Origin of the sequence: Vibrio sp. 10N.222.55.B11, assembly GCF_041473705.1 — a bacterium.
Taxonomy (GTDB): domain Bacteria; phylum Pseudomonadota; class Gammaproteobacteria; order Enterobacterales; family Vibrionaceae; genus Vibrio; species Vibrio crassostreae_C.
Window position 1 is genome coordinate 57,602 of record NZ_JBFRST010000058.1, and the last position, 16,053, is coordinate 73,654.

Consider the following 16,053-nt stretch of genomic DNA (forward strand, 5'->3'; position numbering starts at 1 on the left):
GAATTTGGAAGGAGAATCTACACTAATTCCCTGTTAGGAGGAAGTATTTTGAAAGATAGATCACACGCCAACGATAAAGTGATGCGATTGGTGCGCCCTACTTCAACTTCCTATCAAGTTTTTAATCCATTTTCTTGTTTTCATGCGATAGAGCGACCCGCCCCACTTGAGGACTTCTTCCGTTAGGAAAAGCAGATATACCCACTCAGGTGGAAACTTAAAATAGATAGCCGCGATGGCTGCCAATGGGATACCGATCACCCACTGAGCAATCAAATCTTGATAGAGGCAGAACTTCACATCACCACCCGCTCTCAACACCCCAACGATCACAGTCAATGGCACCGAGCGAATGACAATACCCACACAGAGGATCAGAATGAACTTCTCTGAGAGGGCTCTGGTTTCTTCCGTCAGTGCGCTAAAGGCATTAAGTATTGGCGTTTGAACGAAATAGAGAAAAACGGCTACAACAATACTAGTTAAGAAACACAAAATTGTTAAGCCAAGCGCTTGATAGTAAACCGCTTCATTGTTTTTCGCACCAAGTTGATTACCCACCAAAACAGCTGCCGCATTCGAAAGGCCAATCAATAAACTCAATGAGATAGATTCAACCGGCGTCATGACCGATAGCGCAGCCAGACCTTGAACGCCCGATTGCCCCATGATCGCGTGGTAAGCAAACAAACCACCCGCCCATGCTAAGAAGTTAAACGTGGTCGGCAGAGACAGCTTCAAGAAGCGAACCACCTTATCAATCGAAGCTGCCGCTTTAATATCGCAAAACTTAAATGCTAATAAATGCTTAGAGAAATAGAGATAACCAAACAAAGTCGCGACTTCAATCGCGCCACTCAGTACCGTCGCAATCGCCGCACCTTTGATTCCAAGCGCAGGAAAGCCTAAGTTACCGAAGATCAGCACCCAGTTTAATAACACGTTAGACAGGATGCCGATACCGCTGAAAAATGTACTTAGCCCGGGTTTGTGCATCGCTCTCAAACCCACAGCCATACTGCTGACACACGATACCGCTAGCATGCTAAATGACGTAATTACGATATATTCAACGCCTAAGTTGATGACCTCTTGAGAGTCGGTCGTCACGCCCATGATTTGTGCAGGAAATGAAACGAAAAACGCGATAGTCAGTAAAGCAAACAGTGTCGACACCAGCCACGTCAGCGCAGTGCTTTCTCTCACACCTTGTCTGTTACCCGCGCCCCAATATTGAGCAGTAAGAAGAGCACCGCCCGTGGTAACACCCACCAGCATAATGGTCGTCACGAACATCGCTCGGCTCGCCACCCCCACAGCTGCGATGTCTGCTTCGCCAAGTTGGCCCAACATCAATACATCCACCAAGCCTCGGCTTGAAAACATAATGCTCTGCAAGGTGATGGGCAGTGCAATCGCAATAAGCCTGCGAACAAAATCACCTCGTGTGTGATGAATAATTGAAGAGAGCAACATAGAGAGATACCTAAACGGAACGTATTGATGAATAAAGATAAATATCGCGCTATTATATCAATGTTCGGTTTTTAACCACAGATATAAATGGAGTAACAATGAAGAAAGTACTGGTTTTAGGCGCTTCTGGATATGTTGGTTCGCAACTCCTCCCTCTCCTGCTTGAGCAAGGCTATCAAGTCACGGCAGCAGCAAGGCATATCGACTATTTAAAGGCACGGACCGAGCCTCACGAAAGCTTATCGCTTGAGTATCTTGATCTGGCCGATCAAGCTGCGACACAAGCCTTAGTCCCCGACTTTGATCTTATCTTCTTTCTCGTCCATGGCATGGCGGAAGGCCACGACTTTATCGATTATGAGCTGAACTTAGCCCGTAACTTTGTTTCTGCTCTTGGGCCAAAGAATCAACACGTCATCTACCTGAGTTCTTTACAGCCTCAGACTGGTGATTCAGAGCACCTTCAAGCGAGAAAGAAAACCGGCGAATTGCTTCGTAAAGGGCCTGTACCCGTTACCGAACTTCAAGCTGGCGTGATCATTGGCCCAGGATCTGCGGCATTCGAGATCATGCGAGATTTCGTGTACAACTTGCCGATTATGATTGCGCCAAAATGGGTTGACTCTAAAGCCAACCCGATTGCTTTGCAGAACCTGAACCACTATTTACTAAAACTCGCACAAGACACGCCTAGCGAAAGCCAAACCTTTGAGGTTGGCGGGCCGGATATTGTCTCTTACCGAAACCAATTTGCTCATATTGCTAAAACCGCCGATCGTCCACTCAAACTATGGGCGACATCGCTACTGACACCAAAGATTGCTTCATATTGGTTAGGTGTGGTGACTTCTGTACCGTCTAACATAGGTAGAGCACTACTTGCAGGCTTAAAGCACGACTTCATCGCCAGTTCGACCATCATTAGAGAAAAGTACCCTCAGAAGCTTATCTCGTTCGAAAATATGGTTGAACAAGCCATTCACGCTGAAGGAAACTTTGTCAAAAGCAATGTATGGGGCTTTGATAAAACCGCATTCAAACGCTGGCAAGCTGGGTATGGCTATTACCCGAAGAAAACAGGCGCAAGTATCACCTCAAGCGCTTCATTGGAATCGCTTTGGCATGTTGCTCAGCAAATCGGAAGCCCGAAGCAAGGTTACTTCTTTGCTAACACTTTATGGCGCACACGCGAATGGTTGGATGTTCTTTTCGGTGGCGGTGTACCGGTTCGACAAATGCCAGAAGGGCCCAACCTAAAAGTCGGTGACAAAATCGATTCATGGAAGGTCATTCGCTGTGAAGAGAATCAGTTTTTATCTCTGCTTTTCGGTATGAAAGGCCCCGGTTTAGGGCGACTCGAGATTACTGTCTCTGACCACGGTGACTCTCGCGAGCTGAATATCTCGGCTTGGTGGCATCCAAAGGGGTTTCTAGGGTTACTGTATTGGTTTGCTATGATGCCAGCCCACCTGTTTATTTTTAAAGGCATGGTGAAGGCAATTGAGAAGCAGGCTAAAGAACAGGATTAAAAGCAGATGCGGGATTCGAGTGACGAGATGCGAAAAGATTAAAAGCAAATTAGCGACACGCGCTATGAGAGGCAAAAAAAGAGCGGATAATTCCGCTCTTCGTATCTCTCATCTCGAATCCGCTATTAGCCGATAACGCTAATTGGGATCTCAGCCAGTTGGTTGCCTTGGTTAGCAGGGTAAACGATGTATTCACCGTGATACTTCACCGCAGACTTATAGTCCGTTACTTTGTGAAGCATGAAGCCCGCTTCCATCGCCGCTTGGATGAACTCAGCATGGTTGCCACGAACAAACCAGTTCATTGGCTTAACCATCAACTCCCCGTCGAAAGAGTCGTCACACTGTTTACCGCATAAAGCAAAAGAGTGCTCGCCATCGGTGAAGAATTGAATCTTGCCGCCAGTCGTTAGCTCGTCTTCACTCGATACGCTCCAACCCATCTCGTACATTTTGTCCATGAACGCTTCAACATCACTGTCTTTTAGCGTTTTAGGCTCTTCGCCTTCAGGGAAAAAACGTCCGTAAAACGCAGAAATACGTTTAAAGGTAAAAGTTAAATCAGAGTTGTTGCCTTTTGAGCGACCCTGTTTCTGCCAGCGAACTAAGTCAGGCACAATCACGCGATCATAAGCTTGAGATTTAATCGCTTTTGTTACCCAACGAACAAGATAAAGGTTGTTCGCGATAGGTGCGTCGATCGCTTTACCAGACTTATGCAGAGCATACAGCTCGCCCAGCGCATCGTTCACTAACTTCTGAATTTCAATATAGTATTTTGACATTATGCCTTCTGTCCTAATGTCCAATATAGTAATGCTGACAGTATTGCACATGCTGCCATCATCATAGCCATTGGCCCTGCAGTGTCACTTGGTAGCATAGCAACAATTGCCCCCACTACAGAACCAGTACCAAATCTTAATGTGCCTGCAAGCGAAGAAGCTGTGCCGGCCATATTCGGGTATCCGCTTAAAAGCAGTGCCATTGAGTTACTACCAATGGTAGACAGTGTGCCGATAAACAGCATCACGAATGGCACAATACCCCACAAACCGATATCTAACATCCAACCGACTAACAAACCTAAGCCCGCAAACAGTTGAATGGTTAAACCGACTCTGAGCATAGCGTGAGAGCCCACTTTCTTAACGATTCGACCGTTGATGCTCGTCATCAAGATCATAGCAACAATATTCAAGCCGAACAGGTAGCCAAACAGATCAGGGCGAACGCCATAGATATCGATGTAAACGAATGAACCTGCCGTTAAGAACGCAAACATCCCTGAAAATGAGAATGCACCAGAGAAAATCAGGCCCATCGCCGTTGGGTTCTTACACAGTCGAGCATAGTTACGAATCGTTGTTTTAAAGCGCAATGGTTGTCGGTTTTCTGCAGGAAGCGTTTCTGGGATCTTCATCGATACCGCCAGAATCACGATCACCGCAAAAATAGCCAGAACCCAGAAAATTGAACGCCAACCGAACCACAACGCTAAGTAACCGCCAATCATCGGAGCAACCAATGGCGCAACTGTCATCACCAAAGTAACGAAAGACATGGTTCTTGCGAAATCTTCACGATCGAACATATCTCTTACCACCGCTTGGATGATAACGGCCGCCGCAGCACCAGCAAAACCTTGAGCGGTACGGATGTAAGTCAGCGCTTCAATGCCATGAGTTGTCGCACTCACCATAGAAGCGATAGCAAACAAGAACACACCAATAAGCAGTACAGGCTTGCGACCATAGCTATCCGCCAACGGGCCATGCAGCAACTGCCCCAGCGCGAAACCTGCGGTATAGGCTGTTAGCGTGATTTGTACCTCACCCGCCGTCACACCAAGATCTTTAGCAATGGTCGGCATCGCTGGCAGATACATATCAATGGCTAGCGGAGTAAGTGCACCAATCGCACCTAGAATCAAAAACAGCACTAAGCCTAATTGAGGTGTTTCTAGTTGGGAGCTTTGGCTCTGTGAGGTCGATGTTTGCATGGTTCTCCGAATGTTCAACTGATAGAGCTAGGGACTAGCGTGAGTATGCGAGTCAAAGATTGGCTGAGACTTTCCTAGTACCAGTCAACATCATCAGCCGACGCTATCCATGGTCGGCTTTACAACGAAAGGGCTATTTCCAGCAAAAGTGGTCTCTTGTTAAGAACAATTTCTTGTTAAGAGCAACTTCTAGCTAAGGACTACTTCCAGATTGAATCGACTTCTTCTTGCGTTAGGTAACGGTATTCACCTAACTCTAAAGATTCGTCCATCTCAATTTCGCCAATACGTTCACGGTGTAGTGCTTCTACCTTGTTACCAAGAGCAGCAAACATACGTTTAACTTGGTGGTATTTGCCTTCGTGAATCGTTAGTAGCACTTCACGCTCTGCACGAACTTCTAGGTGTGCAGGAAGTGTTAGGCCATCTTCGCTCTTAAGCTGGATGCCCTCTTTGAATTTTTCAACGTAATCGTCTTCAACAGGTTCAACCAACCACACACGGTACGTCTTCTCGCACTTGTGCTTTGGCGAAGTGATACGGTGAGACCACTTACCATCGTCTGTAATCAACACAAGACCTGTTGTATCAATATCTAGACGACCAGCAAAGTGCAGCTTGTCCATTTTGATTTCATCAAGTAATTCAAACGCGATACGATTTGCGCCATCTTCATGCGAACAAACAAAGCCTTCTGGCTTATAAAGCATGATGTAACGTGGGCCGTGAACATTCAGTTCATTGCCTTGCCATTCCACAACGCACTCTTCAGTTACCTTGAGTGAGCCGCTTTTTTGAATGACATCATTTACTGTCACTGCCTTGGATTTTAATAAGTGTGTTGCTTCTCTTCGAGTGACGCCTAATGCATCGCACAGAAATTTATCTAAACGCATGAATACCTCAACTAATCTAAGTCGGGTATTATAGTCACCTTTGCTCAATTAGTTGAGCTATTTCACACTATTTGTTTTCCTTCTTACAAGACGCGATATGTATACACTCCGCCCGTACCAAGCTGATTCTGTAAAATCAGTGATTCATTACTTCAGAAAACACCAAACTCCGGCAGTGCTCGTGCTTCCGACAGGTGCAGGAAAAAGCCTTGTGATTGCAGAGTTAGCAAGGCTTGCGAAAGGTCGAGTGTTGGTGCTTGCTCACGTAAAAGAGTTGGTTGAACAGAACCATGAAAAGTATGAAGGTTACGGGCTGAAAGGCTCGATTTTCTCTGCGGGTTTAGGACGCAAAGAGACCGACCAACAAGTCGTGTTTGCTTCGGTGCAATCCGTGGTGCGAAATCTCGATTCATTCTCTAACCAATTTTCGCTGTTGGTTATCGACGAATGCCACCGTGTTCCCGATGAAAAGACCAGTAGTTATCAGAAAGTCATCACTCACTTACGCGAGAATAATTCGGGCATCAAGGTGCTTGGATTAACAGCGACCCCATATCGTCTTGGGATGGGTTGGATTTATCAATACCACACTCGCGGTCAAGTGCGTTCAGATGAGCCACGTTTCTTCCGCGACTGTATCTTTGAGCTGCCGATTCGTTACCTGCTCGATGAAGGTTTCTTAACTCCTGCACGCATGATTGATGCACCCGTGTTAAGCTATGACTTTTCGCAGTTAAAGCCCGCGAGCACTGGTCGCTACAAAGAAGCAGAACTCGACATGGTGATCGAGCAATCGAAACGAGCGACCCCACAGATTGTCGATCAGATTATTCACCTAGCCCAAGATAAACTAGGCATCATGGTATTCGCTGCGACCGTTCGACACGCGCAAGAGATCCTCGGCTTATTACCAGAAGGTGAAGCTTCAATTGTGATTGGCGATACGCCGACGCTCGAGCGTGACCAAATAATCAGCGACTTCAAAGAACGTAAAATCAAGTTCTTGGTTAACGTATCGGTATTAACCACAGGTTTTGATGCGCCACACGTCGATTTAATCGCGATTTTGCGCCCGACAGAATCCATCAGTTTGTATCAACAAATCGTTGGCCGTGGCTTACGCCTATCGCCGGGTAAGAAAGAGTGTTTGGTGCTCGACTATGCGGGCAACAGTTACGACCTTTACCAACCCGAGGTTGGCGACCCTAAACCCGATTCAGACAGTGAAATCATCACCATTCCTTGCCCGGCGTGCGGCTTCAATAACAACTTTTGGGGTAAGCTAGACAGCAATGGCTTCTTGCTTGAGCACTTTGGTCGTAAATGCCAAGGCTACTTTACCGATGAAGACACAGGCGAACGCGAACACTGCAACTATCGTTTCCGAGCGAAATATTGCGGTGAATGTGGTGCGGACAACGACATTGCCGCGCGCATTTGCCATGAGTGCGATGCCACCTTAGTTGACCCAGACAAAAAACTAAAAGAAGCACTGAACCTAAAAGATGCATTGGTATTTGAATGTTTAGAAATGGATCTCAACGTGCTTAAAGACGACAAAGGTAAATCACAACTTAAAGTCACCTATCGCGGGGAAAACCAAGCGCAAGTGCATGAGTTTTGGTCATTAACCACCAAAAAGCAGAAGCAAAACTTCAAAGACCAGTTTGTTCGCCCTCACCTTGCAGACAGACATCGCCCTTTTGAAGAAGCCTCACCAACGAAAGTGGTTGCTCACCAACATAGATTCCGCCCACCTCAATTCGTGATTGCACGTAAAGTCGGACGCTTTTGGAAAATGAGAGACAAGATATTCGAAGACGAACTACAGCAGCGTTAAGGATAAGAATAAAGGTAAGTCTTACGTTCTTAACACTCGGCAGTTAGTGTTATGTATTAAAACCCGCGCCATTTAAACGTTAAGTTTTTCGGTATCAAATTCTCATTATTAATCAGGTTCACTTTCTGTTCAGAATTACTTTTTTATACTGAACGCTATCAACCTTCTCTAGGATTCGCTATGTTTAGTAAAGCTATGATTTCTTTGTTTTCTATAAGCTTAGGCTTATTTGTTTCTGCTGGTGCATGGGCTGACTCACATCATAATGGTCATGAATTAGTGCAGGACGTTCACAAAGCAGGAACCCGTATCGAATTTGAAGAAGATCAAGACGAAGTCTATGAAGCCGTACGAGAAGGCTACATTCGCCCTTTCTCAGAAATGTATGCGGCGGTTGAAAACGATCTTCATGGCAGAATCATTAAAGTAGAACTAGAAGAAGATGACGACATTTGGGTGTATGAACTAAAAATCAATTACCAAAACAACATCATCAAAGTCGAATACAACGCTGAGACGTTAGAAATGCTTATGATCAAAGGCCGCAACTTTAAAGACGCAATTAAACACGGCGACTAGTTACGTACGACGAAGAGCTAAGCACGACGAACAGTCATTAGAAGAAATTAGAAGAACAATTATGAAAATTTTAGTCGTTGAAGATGAGCCTCGTTTGGGCCAACAAATTATTGAAACACTTGAGGGGGCCGACTGGGTTCCAGAGCTCTCTCAAGATGGTATCGACGCACTCTACCGTGCAACGTCAGAAGAATGGGACGCGATTGTCCTCGATTTAGGTTTACCTAAGCTTGACGGCCTAACGGTATTAAAAGGCATTCGAGACGAAAACATCAACACGCCAGTGATTATCTTAAGTGCTCGTGACACGCTAACTCAACGTGTTGAGGGCTTGAACGCCGGTGCTGATGACTACCTAACTAAGCCATTTGAGATGGTCGAGCTGATTGCCCGTATCCGAGCTCAACTGCGCCGAGCATCAGGCAGTGCTGCTCCGATACTTCAAATCGGTGATCTAAGCCTAGACACACGCAGTTCTAAAGTGTTGTGGCAAGGTCAAGCAGTTAGCCTCACGGCGCTGGAATATAAAGTTGTCGCGTACTTCATGCATAACCAAAACAAGGTTATCTCGCGCACTGAGTTGGTTGAGCATATCTACAAGCAAGACTTCGACCGAGACTCAAACACGGTTGAAGTGTTCATCGGTCGTATTCGTAAGAAAATCGCACCAAAGATCATCAAAACCGTTCGTGGCCTTGGCTACCAACTGAATGCTGAATAGCTCAGTCGTCAATCACGCCAAGAGCAACCATTAATTAAGTGGACAGCCTGTTCTGATCATCGCAATACGATAAGTTACGATGAGCAAAGGCAGGTTGGAAATGCATGAATCTAAAGAAACGAACACTTAAAAACATCAGTTTAAAAAGCCGCTTGCTCCTTGCTGCGGCTTTTTGGCTAGGTGCGATGATATTAGCGGCTGGTGTCGGGATTCCGAAACTGGTTAACGACTACCTCGTCGATGACATGAAGCAGCAGCTTGGCTTAACCATGGATGAGTTAACCGCCAATATCGAAACCAATGACAGTGGTAACCTGATCATGGCAGAGCGTCTGTCTGATCCTAGGTTCAACCAGCCCTACAGTGGTATTTATTGGCGCGCCGCTACCCAAGAGCAGATCATTCGATCTCGCTCGCTATGGGATAAAGACCTCACCATCAAGCGTTCACCGATTCACACATCAGTCAAAGGGCCAGAGAAAGAAAAGCTGATTTACATCGAGCAAGATATCTACCTGCCTGAACTGAGCGACCCTGTCACGATCACCATTGGTATTGATGAAGATCCATTAGAATCCACACTGACAGAGCTTACTGGTCAAGTCTGGTTGATCCTAATGTTGCTGTTTGTTGGCGTGCTGATGTTGATCGGTATTCAAGTCAGTTGGTCGTTATTACCGCTCAGCAAGATGCAACGCGAACTGGTAATGCTAAGAAACGGCGAGCAACAAGGGTTAAGCGATAACTACCCGAAAGAGGTTTCTCCATTAGTCTCTGACCTCAATGCCCTGCTCTTTCACTATCAAGAGTTATTAGAACGAGCTCGTAACCACGCGGGTAACTTATCTCATGCGTTGAAAACACCGCTTTCAGTTCTAAAAAATGAGATAGAGCGACTTCCAGAGGATGACAAGGCACTGCTGCAACAGCCCATTCATCAGATTCAAAGCCAAATTGATTATCACCTTGGCCGCGCTCGTATGGCAGGTGCAATGAACATTCTTTCAGTGAAGTCTTCACCTTGTGAGCGTGTTGAAGCTATCTCAATGGCGTTTGATAAAGTCTACGCAGCCAACGAAGTCACCATAATTAACGAGCTAGACTCTGAGATTGAAGTGGCGGTAGAAAAAACCGACCTTGATGAAATGGTCGGCAACCTACTCGAGAACAGTTACAAGTGGGCTGGCAGCATTATTCGCGTCCATGCAAATGAACTCGACGATGGCAACATAGAGTTGGTGATTGAAGATGATGGCCAAGGCATTCCTGAAGAGAAGCTTGAGCAAGTGACCAAACGTGGCGTCCGACTTGATGAAACCACACCAGGAACAGGCTTAGGGCTTAATATCGTAAATGAAATGGCACACAGTTACCGAGGCAGCCTAACGCTCAGCAAGAGCTCAATGGGCGGCTTAAAAGCTTCTCTGGTGCTTAAAGTAAGTAAAGGCTGAACAAGCTAAGTAAAAGTTAAACACAATAAGCCCTAACGTAATGCTAGGGCTTAATTCTATCGACCTTATATACAACTCTATATATCGTTCACAGCAACATCCAAAGTTTGTGAATTATCACTAAGGGTCGTTGCTCCAATCGTTAATACCCGGCCATCAGTGTAATAGTCATGATCGTCATTGATCACTTCCACCGTTGCTAATGGGTACTTGTCTAACTCGATGTCTGGTAGTAACGTTCGTATCTGATTAGCAAGCCGATCTCGCTCTTCATCAACATTAGGGTCAATGTTATGAAGCACGGTCACAATGCCTGAGTAAGGCGTGACTTTAAGGCCATCATCATAGCTAATTGCGCCTAACCACTGAGGCTGGTTAGTTTTAATATCAACACCTGCACGCCACCAACGAATATGGCTGCGCTTCATCAGGTTACCCGGCAATTGAAAAGCCATATCTTGCGGCTTGTCTCGCCAATATAAATCAGACACTGGCGGCGTTTTTTCTCTAAGCAATGCGAGATAACCAACCCATTCAATCTCATTTCGAGAGAAGGTTTGATTCTCTATCCAGCCTAATTGCTTCATTAAGTCTCTTGGGGTTGCTCCAACATAAATTACGTTGATCGCTTGCGCTGAGTAGAACGAAGATTTACCGGGGAACGCTTTATAGGTAACCGAGTTCCAGTCGACTTTGTTTATTTGAGCCGTCTCTGGTTGATTCTGAAAGTCATCCGCTTTCCAGAAAAAGTGAGCGTAGTTCGCAAACAATACCCACGCCAACAACAGCGCACTAGACTTAAGTACTAAGCATCGCCACTTCATTCGGTAACCGATAATGGTGAAGACTAATACCGCGAACACACCAACGATCAAGCTATTATGCTCCGAGATAAATATCTTAAGGCTATTAAGCCACGGGAAGTTTTCAACGCCGTGCGCCAGTAACATGCCCCAAGCAATGAACTGCCCTCCACCAAGGGCCAAACCGATAAACGCCAACACACTAAAATTACGCCACGGTACACGATGCGAGCCAGCTATAAATGGCACAACCCAAGCGATAGGCCCTAATAAACGAGCAAAAAGAATGATGTATGTGCCTTTGCGAGCAACCAGATAGCGGCAGCGCGCAATTAATCTTTTGGTTTTAGGGCGAAACTTAATGAGCCTTCGTTGCACCTTAACACCGTATTTATAACCAATGAAATAACTGAGTTGATCACCAAGCAAACCACCTAGCATCACCAAAACCAACGCCATCCATGCACCTGAATACAGTTGAAAGCCCGCTGCGATAAAGAACGGCTCTCCCGGTACAAATAGGTTTGGGCCAATGAGAGCATCACCCAATGCTCCCAGAAACAACCCTAGTCCATCAAACATAACAACCTCAATGCTTACTGTTCTTTGTAGTGACCAAACTTGTAGTTCATTTCGTTGTTACGCATTTCGCCTTTAAAGAAGCGTCTTACATTGGCTTTAAGGTAAGTTGAACCCGTCTTCACAACACCATCTTGATCTAATCGACGTGGGTCAAAGCCAAAGGTCATATTTAAGAATCTAAATCGCCATGTTTTGCTCGCACGTTTTACGTAGTCACAATCTTCACACAGGACGATCTCTTCATCAAAACCGCCGATCTCATCATGCGCCCGTTTAGTCGAGAAAATACATGCGCCAATCGCCGTCGGGAAAAAGAACTGAGTAGTAAACAAGCCTGCGTTAAATAGCCCGTAACCAAACTTGTGTACAAGCGGCAAACCTTTCGATCTCATGTACACACCCGCCACTTCAAGCTTGTTCTCTTCTAGTTCATAAAGCGCTTTCGCAAGGAAGTTTCGAGGCAAGCTCACGTCAGCATCTAAGAAAAGGATTCGGTTGTATTGCGCCAATGAAGCACCCGTGTTTCGGCCAAGGCTCACACCACGGTTTTCCATGTGATGCACCGTTAATTTTGGCAACGCGTTTTCATAAGCTTGCGCCACTTCTCTGGTGTTATCTTCACTGTTCGAGTCGACAACAATCACTTCAAACTCTTGGTGGGTTTGCACGCTCAACTCTTCCATTAAGCGGCTAATGCGTTTCTCTTCGTTTAGCGTAATTACGACAATGCTTACCGGTTCCATATTTTCACCTATTCATTCTGCTGTTTAATTGACACTAAGATTAACGAACTAAGACTTAACCAAGTCTTAGGCAAACATTCATTTTCCGTTCATTAACTTGATGATTTAGCAGTGATATAAATAGATAAGGATTGCGATGTAAAAGGGAGTAAAATGCGCTAAACAAGCGTTAGCGAACGTTTTATCTCCAAACGAACCCATTATCGAAGGAAATTCACTTTGAGATGGGCTTCTGACTTGCTCATATTGGAATGTGATGTTAGTATCCGCGCTCGCTTAAGCATGAACTTTTATGTTTAAGCATTACCACACACTCAAGGTCGCATTGAGGTGTGAAGTTAATTTTTACTAATTTGAGAGTAAAACTATGAAATTTGAAGCAGTAGTACGTACTGAACTAGGTAAAGGTGCGAGCCGCCGCCTACGTCACGCTGGTAAATTCCCAGCTGTAATCTACGGTGGCGAAGCTGAAGCTGTAGCTATCGAACTTGTTCACGCTGACGTGATCAACCAAATGGACAAGCCTGAATTCTACGAAGCAATCACTCTACTGATTGACGGCGCAGAAGTTAAGGTTAAGCCACAAGACGTTCAACGTCACGCGTTCAAGCCAAAAGTTGAGCACATGGACTTCATCCGCATCTAATTCCCTACCAAGGAATAAGATTGGATTAATCCAGCCTTCTGCATAGAAAAGATAATCGATCTTACCAGTCGAGAAATCTAGAAATTCGAAACCCCGATGCTACCAACATCGGGGTTTCACCGTTTTTGAGCCCTCAAAAACGTCGTAAATCTCGCGCAATACACTGAAAATAATCAACTTTCCCCTTCCCCACTTTGTCCCAATCTTGCTTGGGTGGATTAAGGGTGGACGAAAGGTGGACTTATACAGTAGTTTTTCTAACAGTAAGACTAGACCGCTTTTTCGCTAGGTTCAACACACTACTCAAACAAAAAGGCAAAACCGACTAGCATCTAGAATGTTACTTGTATGGCCTTGTACGCACTTCAAAACGAATATCGTCATCAATAATGGGACGACTCCTTTGGCATAACTAAAAATCGCTGAGAGCCGCCTATTTACATTCCTGTGTATTGGACAAGACGTTACCACCACGTAATACACTCCAGGCTAATCAAACAACACTGAAAGGCGATCAAGAAAACACTTCTAGCCTTTCGTTCATTCTTAAAAGCACCTTCCAACCTAATCCTTCAACTCTCATTTAATGACATAACATGCCTGAACTACCCACCAGCAAGTAAACCTACTCATCCAATATTAAGAGCTTTAAAGGCCTATAGGCACTCACTGATCCGCACACTCACTTTTAAAACATAACACTCGGCTTCTATGGCCAAAAATCATGGATTCGGAATCCGAATAATTGCTAGAACGTCTATGCAAACCAAAAATATTCAAGTATTTGGGTCCAAGAATTTGTGATGGTGGGGCTCTGGTCGCATCACAAGCATAAACTCCCGTAACCCCCACCCTCGTGCACTCTAGGTGACACTTTCAGCTCACCTAGAGCGCACGGATTTAAAGGGCTATTGAGAGGTTTTATTGACAAAGTAATGTTGACACTTTTTTGGAAGAAATCTCAATCCAGATTCTAGTGCTAATTCTTAAAAATCAACGGCATTTTGAAGGAGAAAAAACCGAGTAACTCTACGATTTTCAATACAACTCGTATAATAAACTCGTAAAAGTGAGGTTGCCGAAGCAAAAATGTAGCGGATATCCGAATTCGCGAATAAAAAGGAATAATATTGAGATGGTTGCAGCTATGAAAAAGAAGCGGCCTGATTAGCCAACTTTCCTTAGGCTCTTCTTTCTAGAATACTCGTAATGTCTTTTTTGAGTTCGTCTGAAAGGCGTTCAAATTGTTCTGGTGCAACCAAGCCTTCCTCACACATTTGCATGAGCTGAATAAATGCACGGCTTCGAGAGTGGCCATCAAAAATCAACTTCATTTGCTTTTGAGATTCTTTGGAATACTGACACATAAAGTTGAACCTTTCCCCTACAGGTTCTGACTCATCAGTAATCGTTTTGATGGCTTCATCTAGCTGTCGAGTACAAAACACTTTCGCTGCTTCACTCTTTATTTCACAAAAGATTTTCCAATCAGACTCTTTGATATTCATACCGCTCTCCATAAAGTGTTACTTCTTAGGGTAGAACATAGCGTCTTAGACACTTGTTATACCGTTGAGTTCTCAGTAACAAAACCTTCCGATTCAAGATCCAACTTTTCACCACAATGCTGACAATGAGCGAATAAAGGAACTGCTTGTTTCATTGTGATATGAGCAATATCGGTTTTATTGCATTTACCACAAGTAAACTTATGAGTTGATACCTTTGGTAGAGCTGGCAAGTTTCGTAGTGCTCTGTATGCGGAATACGCTAGTTCTTCAAAATCCTCTAATTCATGATTAGTTAGTGAAAAGCCGTCTTCGTGAACAAGCTTATTCCTTATCGTAGCAACGGCTCTCAATTCTTTGACGAGCTTAGTCGGTAATATGCCAGAAACTGAAGATGTTTTCTCATGTAAACCTTTACCTGTAGCCCCCATTTTTGCCAAGCGCCCTTCAAGGTCTTTACTGTTCTCAATAACAATTTCGTAAGAGCTTTTCTTATGCTGAACAAGTTCAGTGCTACGCGAGAACGATAGTGGACTCGATGCTTTAGTATCTGAACTTGATTTGGAGAAGAAATTATACGTGTTCGTTGCTAGCTTAACTTTGTAAAAAATTAAGCCTGCCCCCACCGACACCCCAATGCCCATGAGTGGGTTAACTGAAAATAATATTAGAAGGATGAAACCAAAGATTACTATTAGAGAAACATGTACTAACTTTTGGATTAAATCTAACACCTAAAAGTCCTTATGTAGAGAATACAACAAGTTGAATATCTTACACTTCCTTTTATACGTCTTCACTTAGATTTGTTAAATACTGTGCAGTAGCCCAACAAGGGGTATAACGCCGCACTCTTGCGAATCCCCTCATAATCAGGCATAAAAACAATGAGGTAGACGCGCATCGCCGTCTTTGATCTAATGAATATCGCTGAACACACATTTCGAACAAGTGGGTTAACAATGCGCGACATTCAGATTCTACAACAAACCATACAAAACCAATGCCCCTCCATTCACAAAAAACGCGTTAGTTCTCTGATACTTGCTACAAAAAGTGTACTTGACGGCTCAGACTTAACGCTGACTAAACTAGGTCGCAAACTGGAAACTAATACCACGGTAAAACATGCGATCAAACGCGTTGATAGACTGCTTGGAAATCGCCAACTACATCGTGAAAAAGACCTAATTTATAAATGGCATGCCTACTTAATAACGGGCGCCAACTCATGCCCTGTGATCCTTGTGGATTGGTCTGATGTTCGTGAACAACTT

The 16,053-nt window shown here is 44.7% G+C and carries 14 protein-coding genes and 1 pseudogene; 7 read left to right on the plus strand and 8 right to left on the minus strand.

The window, feature by feature from the left end; translation table 11 throughout:
• Positions 1 to 102: 102 nt before the first annotated feature.
• The gene (locus AB4503_RS20065; protein ID WP_372115631.1) at positions 103 to 1,476 is read right to left on the minus strand and encodes an MATE family efflux transporter; all 1,374 of its coding nucleotides are present in this window, start codon (positions 1,474 to 1,476) and stop codon (positions 103 to 105) included.
• Positions 1,477 to 1,574: 98 nt separating this feature from the next.
• Here AB4503_RS20065 and AB4503_RS20070 point away from each other — a divergent pair, with 98 nt between their 5' ends.
• Complete coding sequence (locus tag AB4503_RS20070) at positions 1,575 to 3,005, plus strand: DUF2867 domain-containing protein (protein ID WP_017065397.1); 1,431 nt, start codon at positions 1,575 to 1,577, stop codon at positions 3,003 to 3,005.
• 125 nt (positions 3,006 to 3,130) lie between these two features.
• Here AB4503_RS20070 and AB4503_RS20075 read toward each other — a convergent pair whose 3' ends face one another.
• The 3 genes from AB4503_RS20075 to rsuA all read right to left on the minus strand — a co-directional run bounded on the left by AB4503_RS20075 (position 3,131) and on the right by rsuA (position 5,903).
• On the minus strand, positions 3,131 to 3,790 hold the full coding sequence (locus AB4503_RS20075) for a DUF2913 family protein (protein WP_017060382.1): 660 nt from the start codon (positions 3,788 to 3,790) through the stop codon (positions 3,131 to 3,133).
• On the minus strand, positions 3,790 to 5,007 hold the full coding sequence (locus tag AB4503_RS20080) for a Bcr/CflA family multidrug efflux MFS transporter (protein ID WP_372115632.1): 1,218 nt from the start codon (positions 5,005 to 5,007) through the stop codon (positions 3,790 to 3,792). The genes AB4503_RS20075 and AB4503_RS20080 overlap by 1 nt, the downstream gene beginning before the upstream one ends.
• A 200-nt stretch (positions 5,008 to 5,207) precedes the next feature.
• A complete protein-coding gene (gene rsuA / locus AB4503_RS20085; protein WP_017060380.1) occupies positions 5,208 to 5,903 on the minus strand; it encodes a 16S rRNA pseudouridine(516) synthase RsuA in 696 nt (231 codons plus the stop codon).
• A 97-nt stretch (positions 5,904 to 6,000) separates the two neighbouring features.
• Between rsuA and AB4503_RS20090 the strand changes: the two genes are divergently transcribed.
• From AB4503_RS20090 to AB4503_RS20105, 4 genes are all read left to right on the plus strand, one after another.
• Positions 6,001 to 7,743: a DEAD/DEAH box helicase gene (locus AB4503_RS20090; RefSeq protein ID WP_017065396.1), complete on the plus strand. Its 1,743-nt coding sequence runs from the start codon at positions 6,001 to 6,003 to the stop codon at positions 7,741 to 7,743.
• A gap of 180 nt (positions 7,744 to 7,923) precedes the next feature.
• Positions 7,924 to 8,322: a PepSY domain-containing protein gene (locus tag AB4503_RS20095; protein WP_372058835.1), complete on the plus strand. Its 399-nt coding sequence runs from the start codon at positions 7,924 to 7,926 to the stop codon at positions 8,320 to 8,322.
• Between the two features lie 61 nt (positions 8,323 to 8,383).
• Positions 8,384 to 9,043, plus strand: coding sequence for a response regulator transcription factor (locus AB4503_RS20100; protein ID WP_017060377.1), 660 nt, complete (start codon positions 8,384 to 8,386; stop codon positions 9,041 to 9,043).
• Positions 9,044 to 9,147: 104 nt separating this feature from the next.
• Positions 9,148 to 10,494: an ATP-binding protein gene (locus tag AB4503_RS20105; protein WP_017060376.1), complete on the plus strand. Its 1,347-nt coding sequence runs from the start codon at positions 9,148 to 9,150 to the stop codon at positions 10,492 to 10,494.
• A 77-nt stretch (positions 10,495 to 10,571) separates the two neighbouring features.
• Here AB4503_RS20105 and AB4503_RS20110 read toward each other — a convergent pair whose 3' ends face one another.
• On the minus strand, positions 10,572 to 11,879 hold the full coding sequence (locus AB4503_RS20110) for an LssY C-terminal domain-containing protein (RefSeq protein WP_017070602.1): 1,308 nt from the start codon (positions 11,877 to 11,879) through the stop codon (positions 10,572 to 10,574).
• A gap of 14 nt (positions 11,880 to 11,893) precedes the next feature.
• A complete protein-coding gene (locus AB4503_RS20115) occupies positions 11,894 to 12,622 on the minus strand; it encodes a glycosyltransferase family 2 protein (RefSeq protein WP_372115633.1) in 729 nt (242 codons plus the stop codon).
• A gap of 367 nt (positions 12,623 to 12,989) precedes the next feature.
• Here AB4503_RS20115 and rplY point away from each other — a divergent pair, with 367 nt between their 5' ends.
• Positions 12,990 to 13,268: a 50S ribosomal protein L25 gene (rplY, locus tag AB4503_RS20120; protein WP_017060373.1), complete on the plus strand. Its 279-nt coding sequence runs from the start codon at positions 12,990 to 12,992 to the stop codon at positions 13,266 to 13,268.
• A gap of 1,181 nt (positions 13,269 to 14,449) precedes the next feature.
• Here the strand turns inward: rplY and AB4503_RS20125 are convergent.
• Both AB4503_RS20125 and AB4503_RS20130 read right to left on the minus strand, forming a co-directional pair.
• A complete protein-coding gene (locus tag AB4503_RS20125; RefSeq protein ID WP_102479709.1) occupies positions 14,450 to 14,776 on the minus strand; it encodes a hypothetical protein in 327 nt (108 codons plus the stop codon).
• Between the two features lie 56 nt (positions 14,777 to 14,832).
• Positions 14,833 to 15,510, minus strand: a complete 678-nt coding sequence (locus AB4503_RS20130) for a hypothetical protein (RefSeq protein ID WP_102479710.1) — start codon at positions 15,508 to 15,510, stop codon at positions 14,833 to 14,835.
• A gap of 228 nt (positions 15,511 to 15,738) precedes the next feature.
• On the opposite strand from AB4503_RS20130, the pseudogene AB4503_RS20135 reads away from it, so the two are divergent.
• Positions 15,739 to 16,053, plus strand: a pseudogene (locus AB4503_RS20135) (transposase); the annotation flags it as partial.

Bases quoted from the DNA above. Each gene is read 5' to 3' on its own strand.
- AB4503_RS20075 (WP_017060382.1), bottom strand. From the start codon at position 3,790: ATGTCAAAATACTATATTGAAATTCAGAAGTTAGTGAACGATGCGCTG.
- AB4503_RS20100 (WP_017060377.1), top strand. From the start codon at position 8,384: ATGAAAATTTTAGTCGTTGAAGATGAGCCTCGTTTGGGCCAACAAATT.
- rplY (WP_017060373.1), top strand. From the start codon at position 12,990: ATGAAATTTGAAGCAGTAGTACGTACTGAACTAGGTAAAGGTGCGAGC.
- AB4503_RS20105 (WP_017060376.1), top strand. From the start codon at position 9,148: ATGAATCTAAAGAAACGAACACTTAAAAACATCAGTTTAAAAAGCCGC.
- AB4503_RS20110 (WP_017070602.1), bottom strand. From the start codon at position 11,879: ATGTTTGATGGACTAGGGTTGTTTCTGGGAGCATTGGGTGATGCTCTC.
- AB4503_RS20090 (WP_017065396.1), top strand. From the start codon at position 6,001: ATGTATACACTCCGCCCGTACCAAGCTGATTCTGTAAAATCAGTGATT.
- AB4503_RS20115 (WP_372115633.1), bottom strand. From the start codon at position 12,622: ATGGAACCGGTAAGCATTGTCGTAATTACGCTAAACGAAGAGAAACGC.
- rsuA (WP_017060380.1), bottom strand. From the start codon at position 5,903: ATGCGTTTAGATAAATTTCTGTGCGATGCATTAGGCGTCACTCGAAGA.
- AB4503_RS20125 (WP_102479709.1), bottom strand. From the start codon at position 14,776: ATGAATATCAAAGAGTCTGATTGGAAAATCTTTTGTGAAATAAAGAGT.
- AB4503_RS20065 (WP_372115631.1), bottom strand. From the start codon at position 1,476: ATGTTGCTCTCTTCAATTATTCATCACACACGAGGTGATTTTGTTCGC.
- AB4503_RS20095 (WP_372058835.1), top strand. From the start codon at position 7,924: ATGTTTAGTAAAGCTATGATTTCTTTGTTTTCTATAAGCTTAGGCTTA.
- AB4503_RS20070 (WP_017065397.1), top strand. From the start codon at position 1,575: ATGAAGAAAGTACTGGTTTTAGGCGCTTCTGGATATGTTGGTTCGCAA.
- AB4503_RS20080 (WP_372115632.1), bottom strand. From the start codon at position 5,007: ATGCAAACATCGACCTCACAGAGCCAAAGCTCCCAACTAGAAACACCT.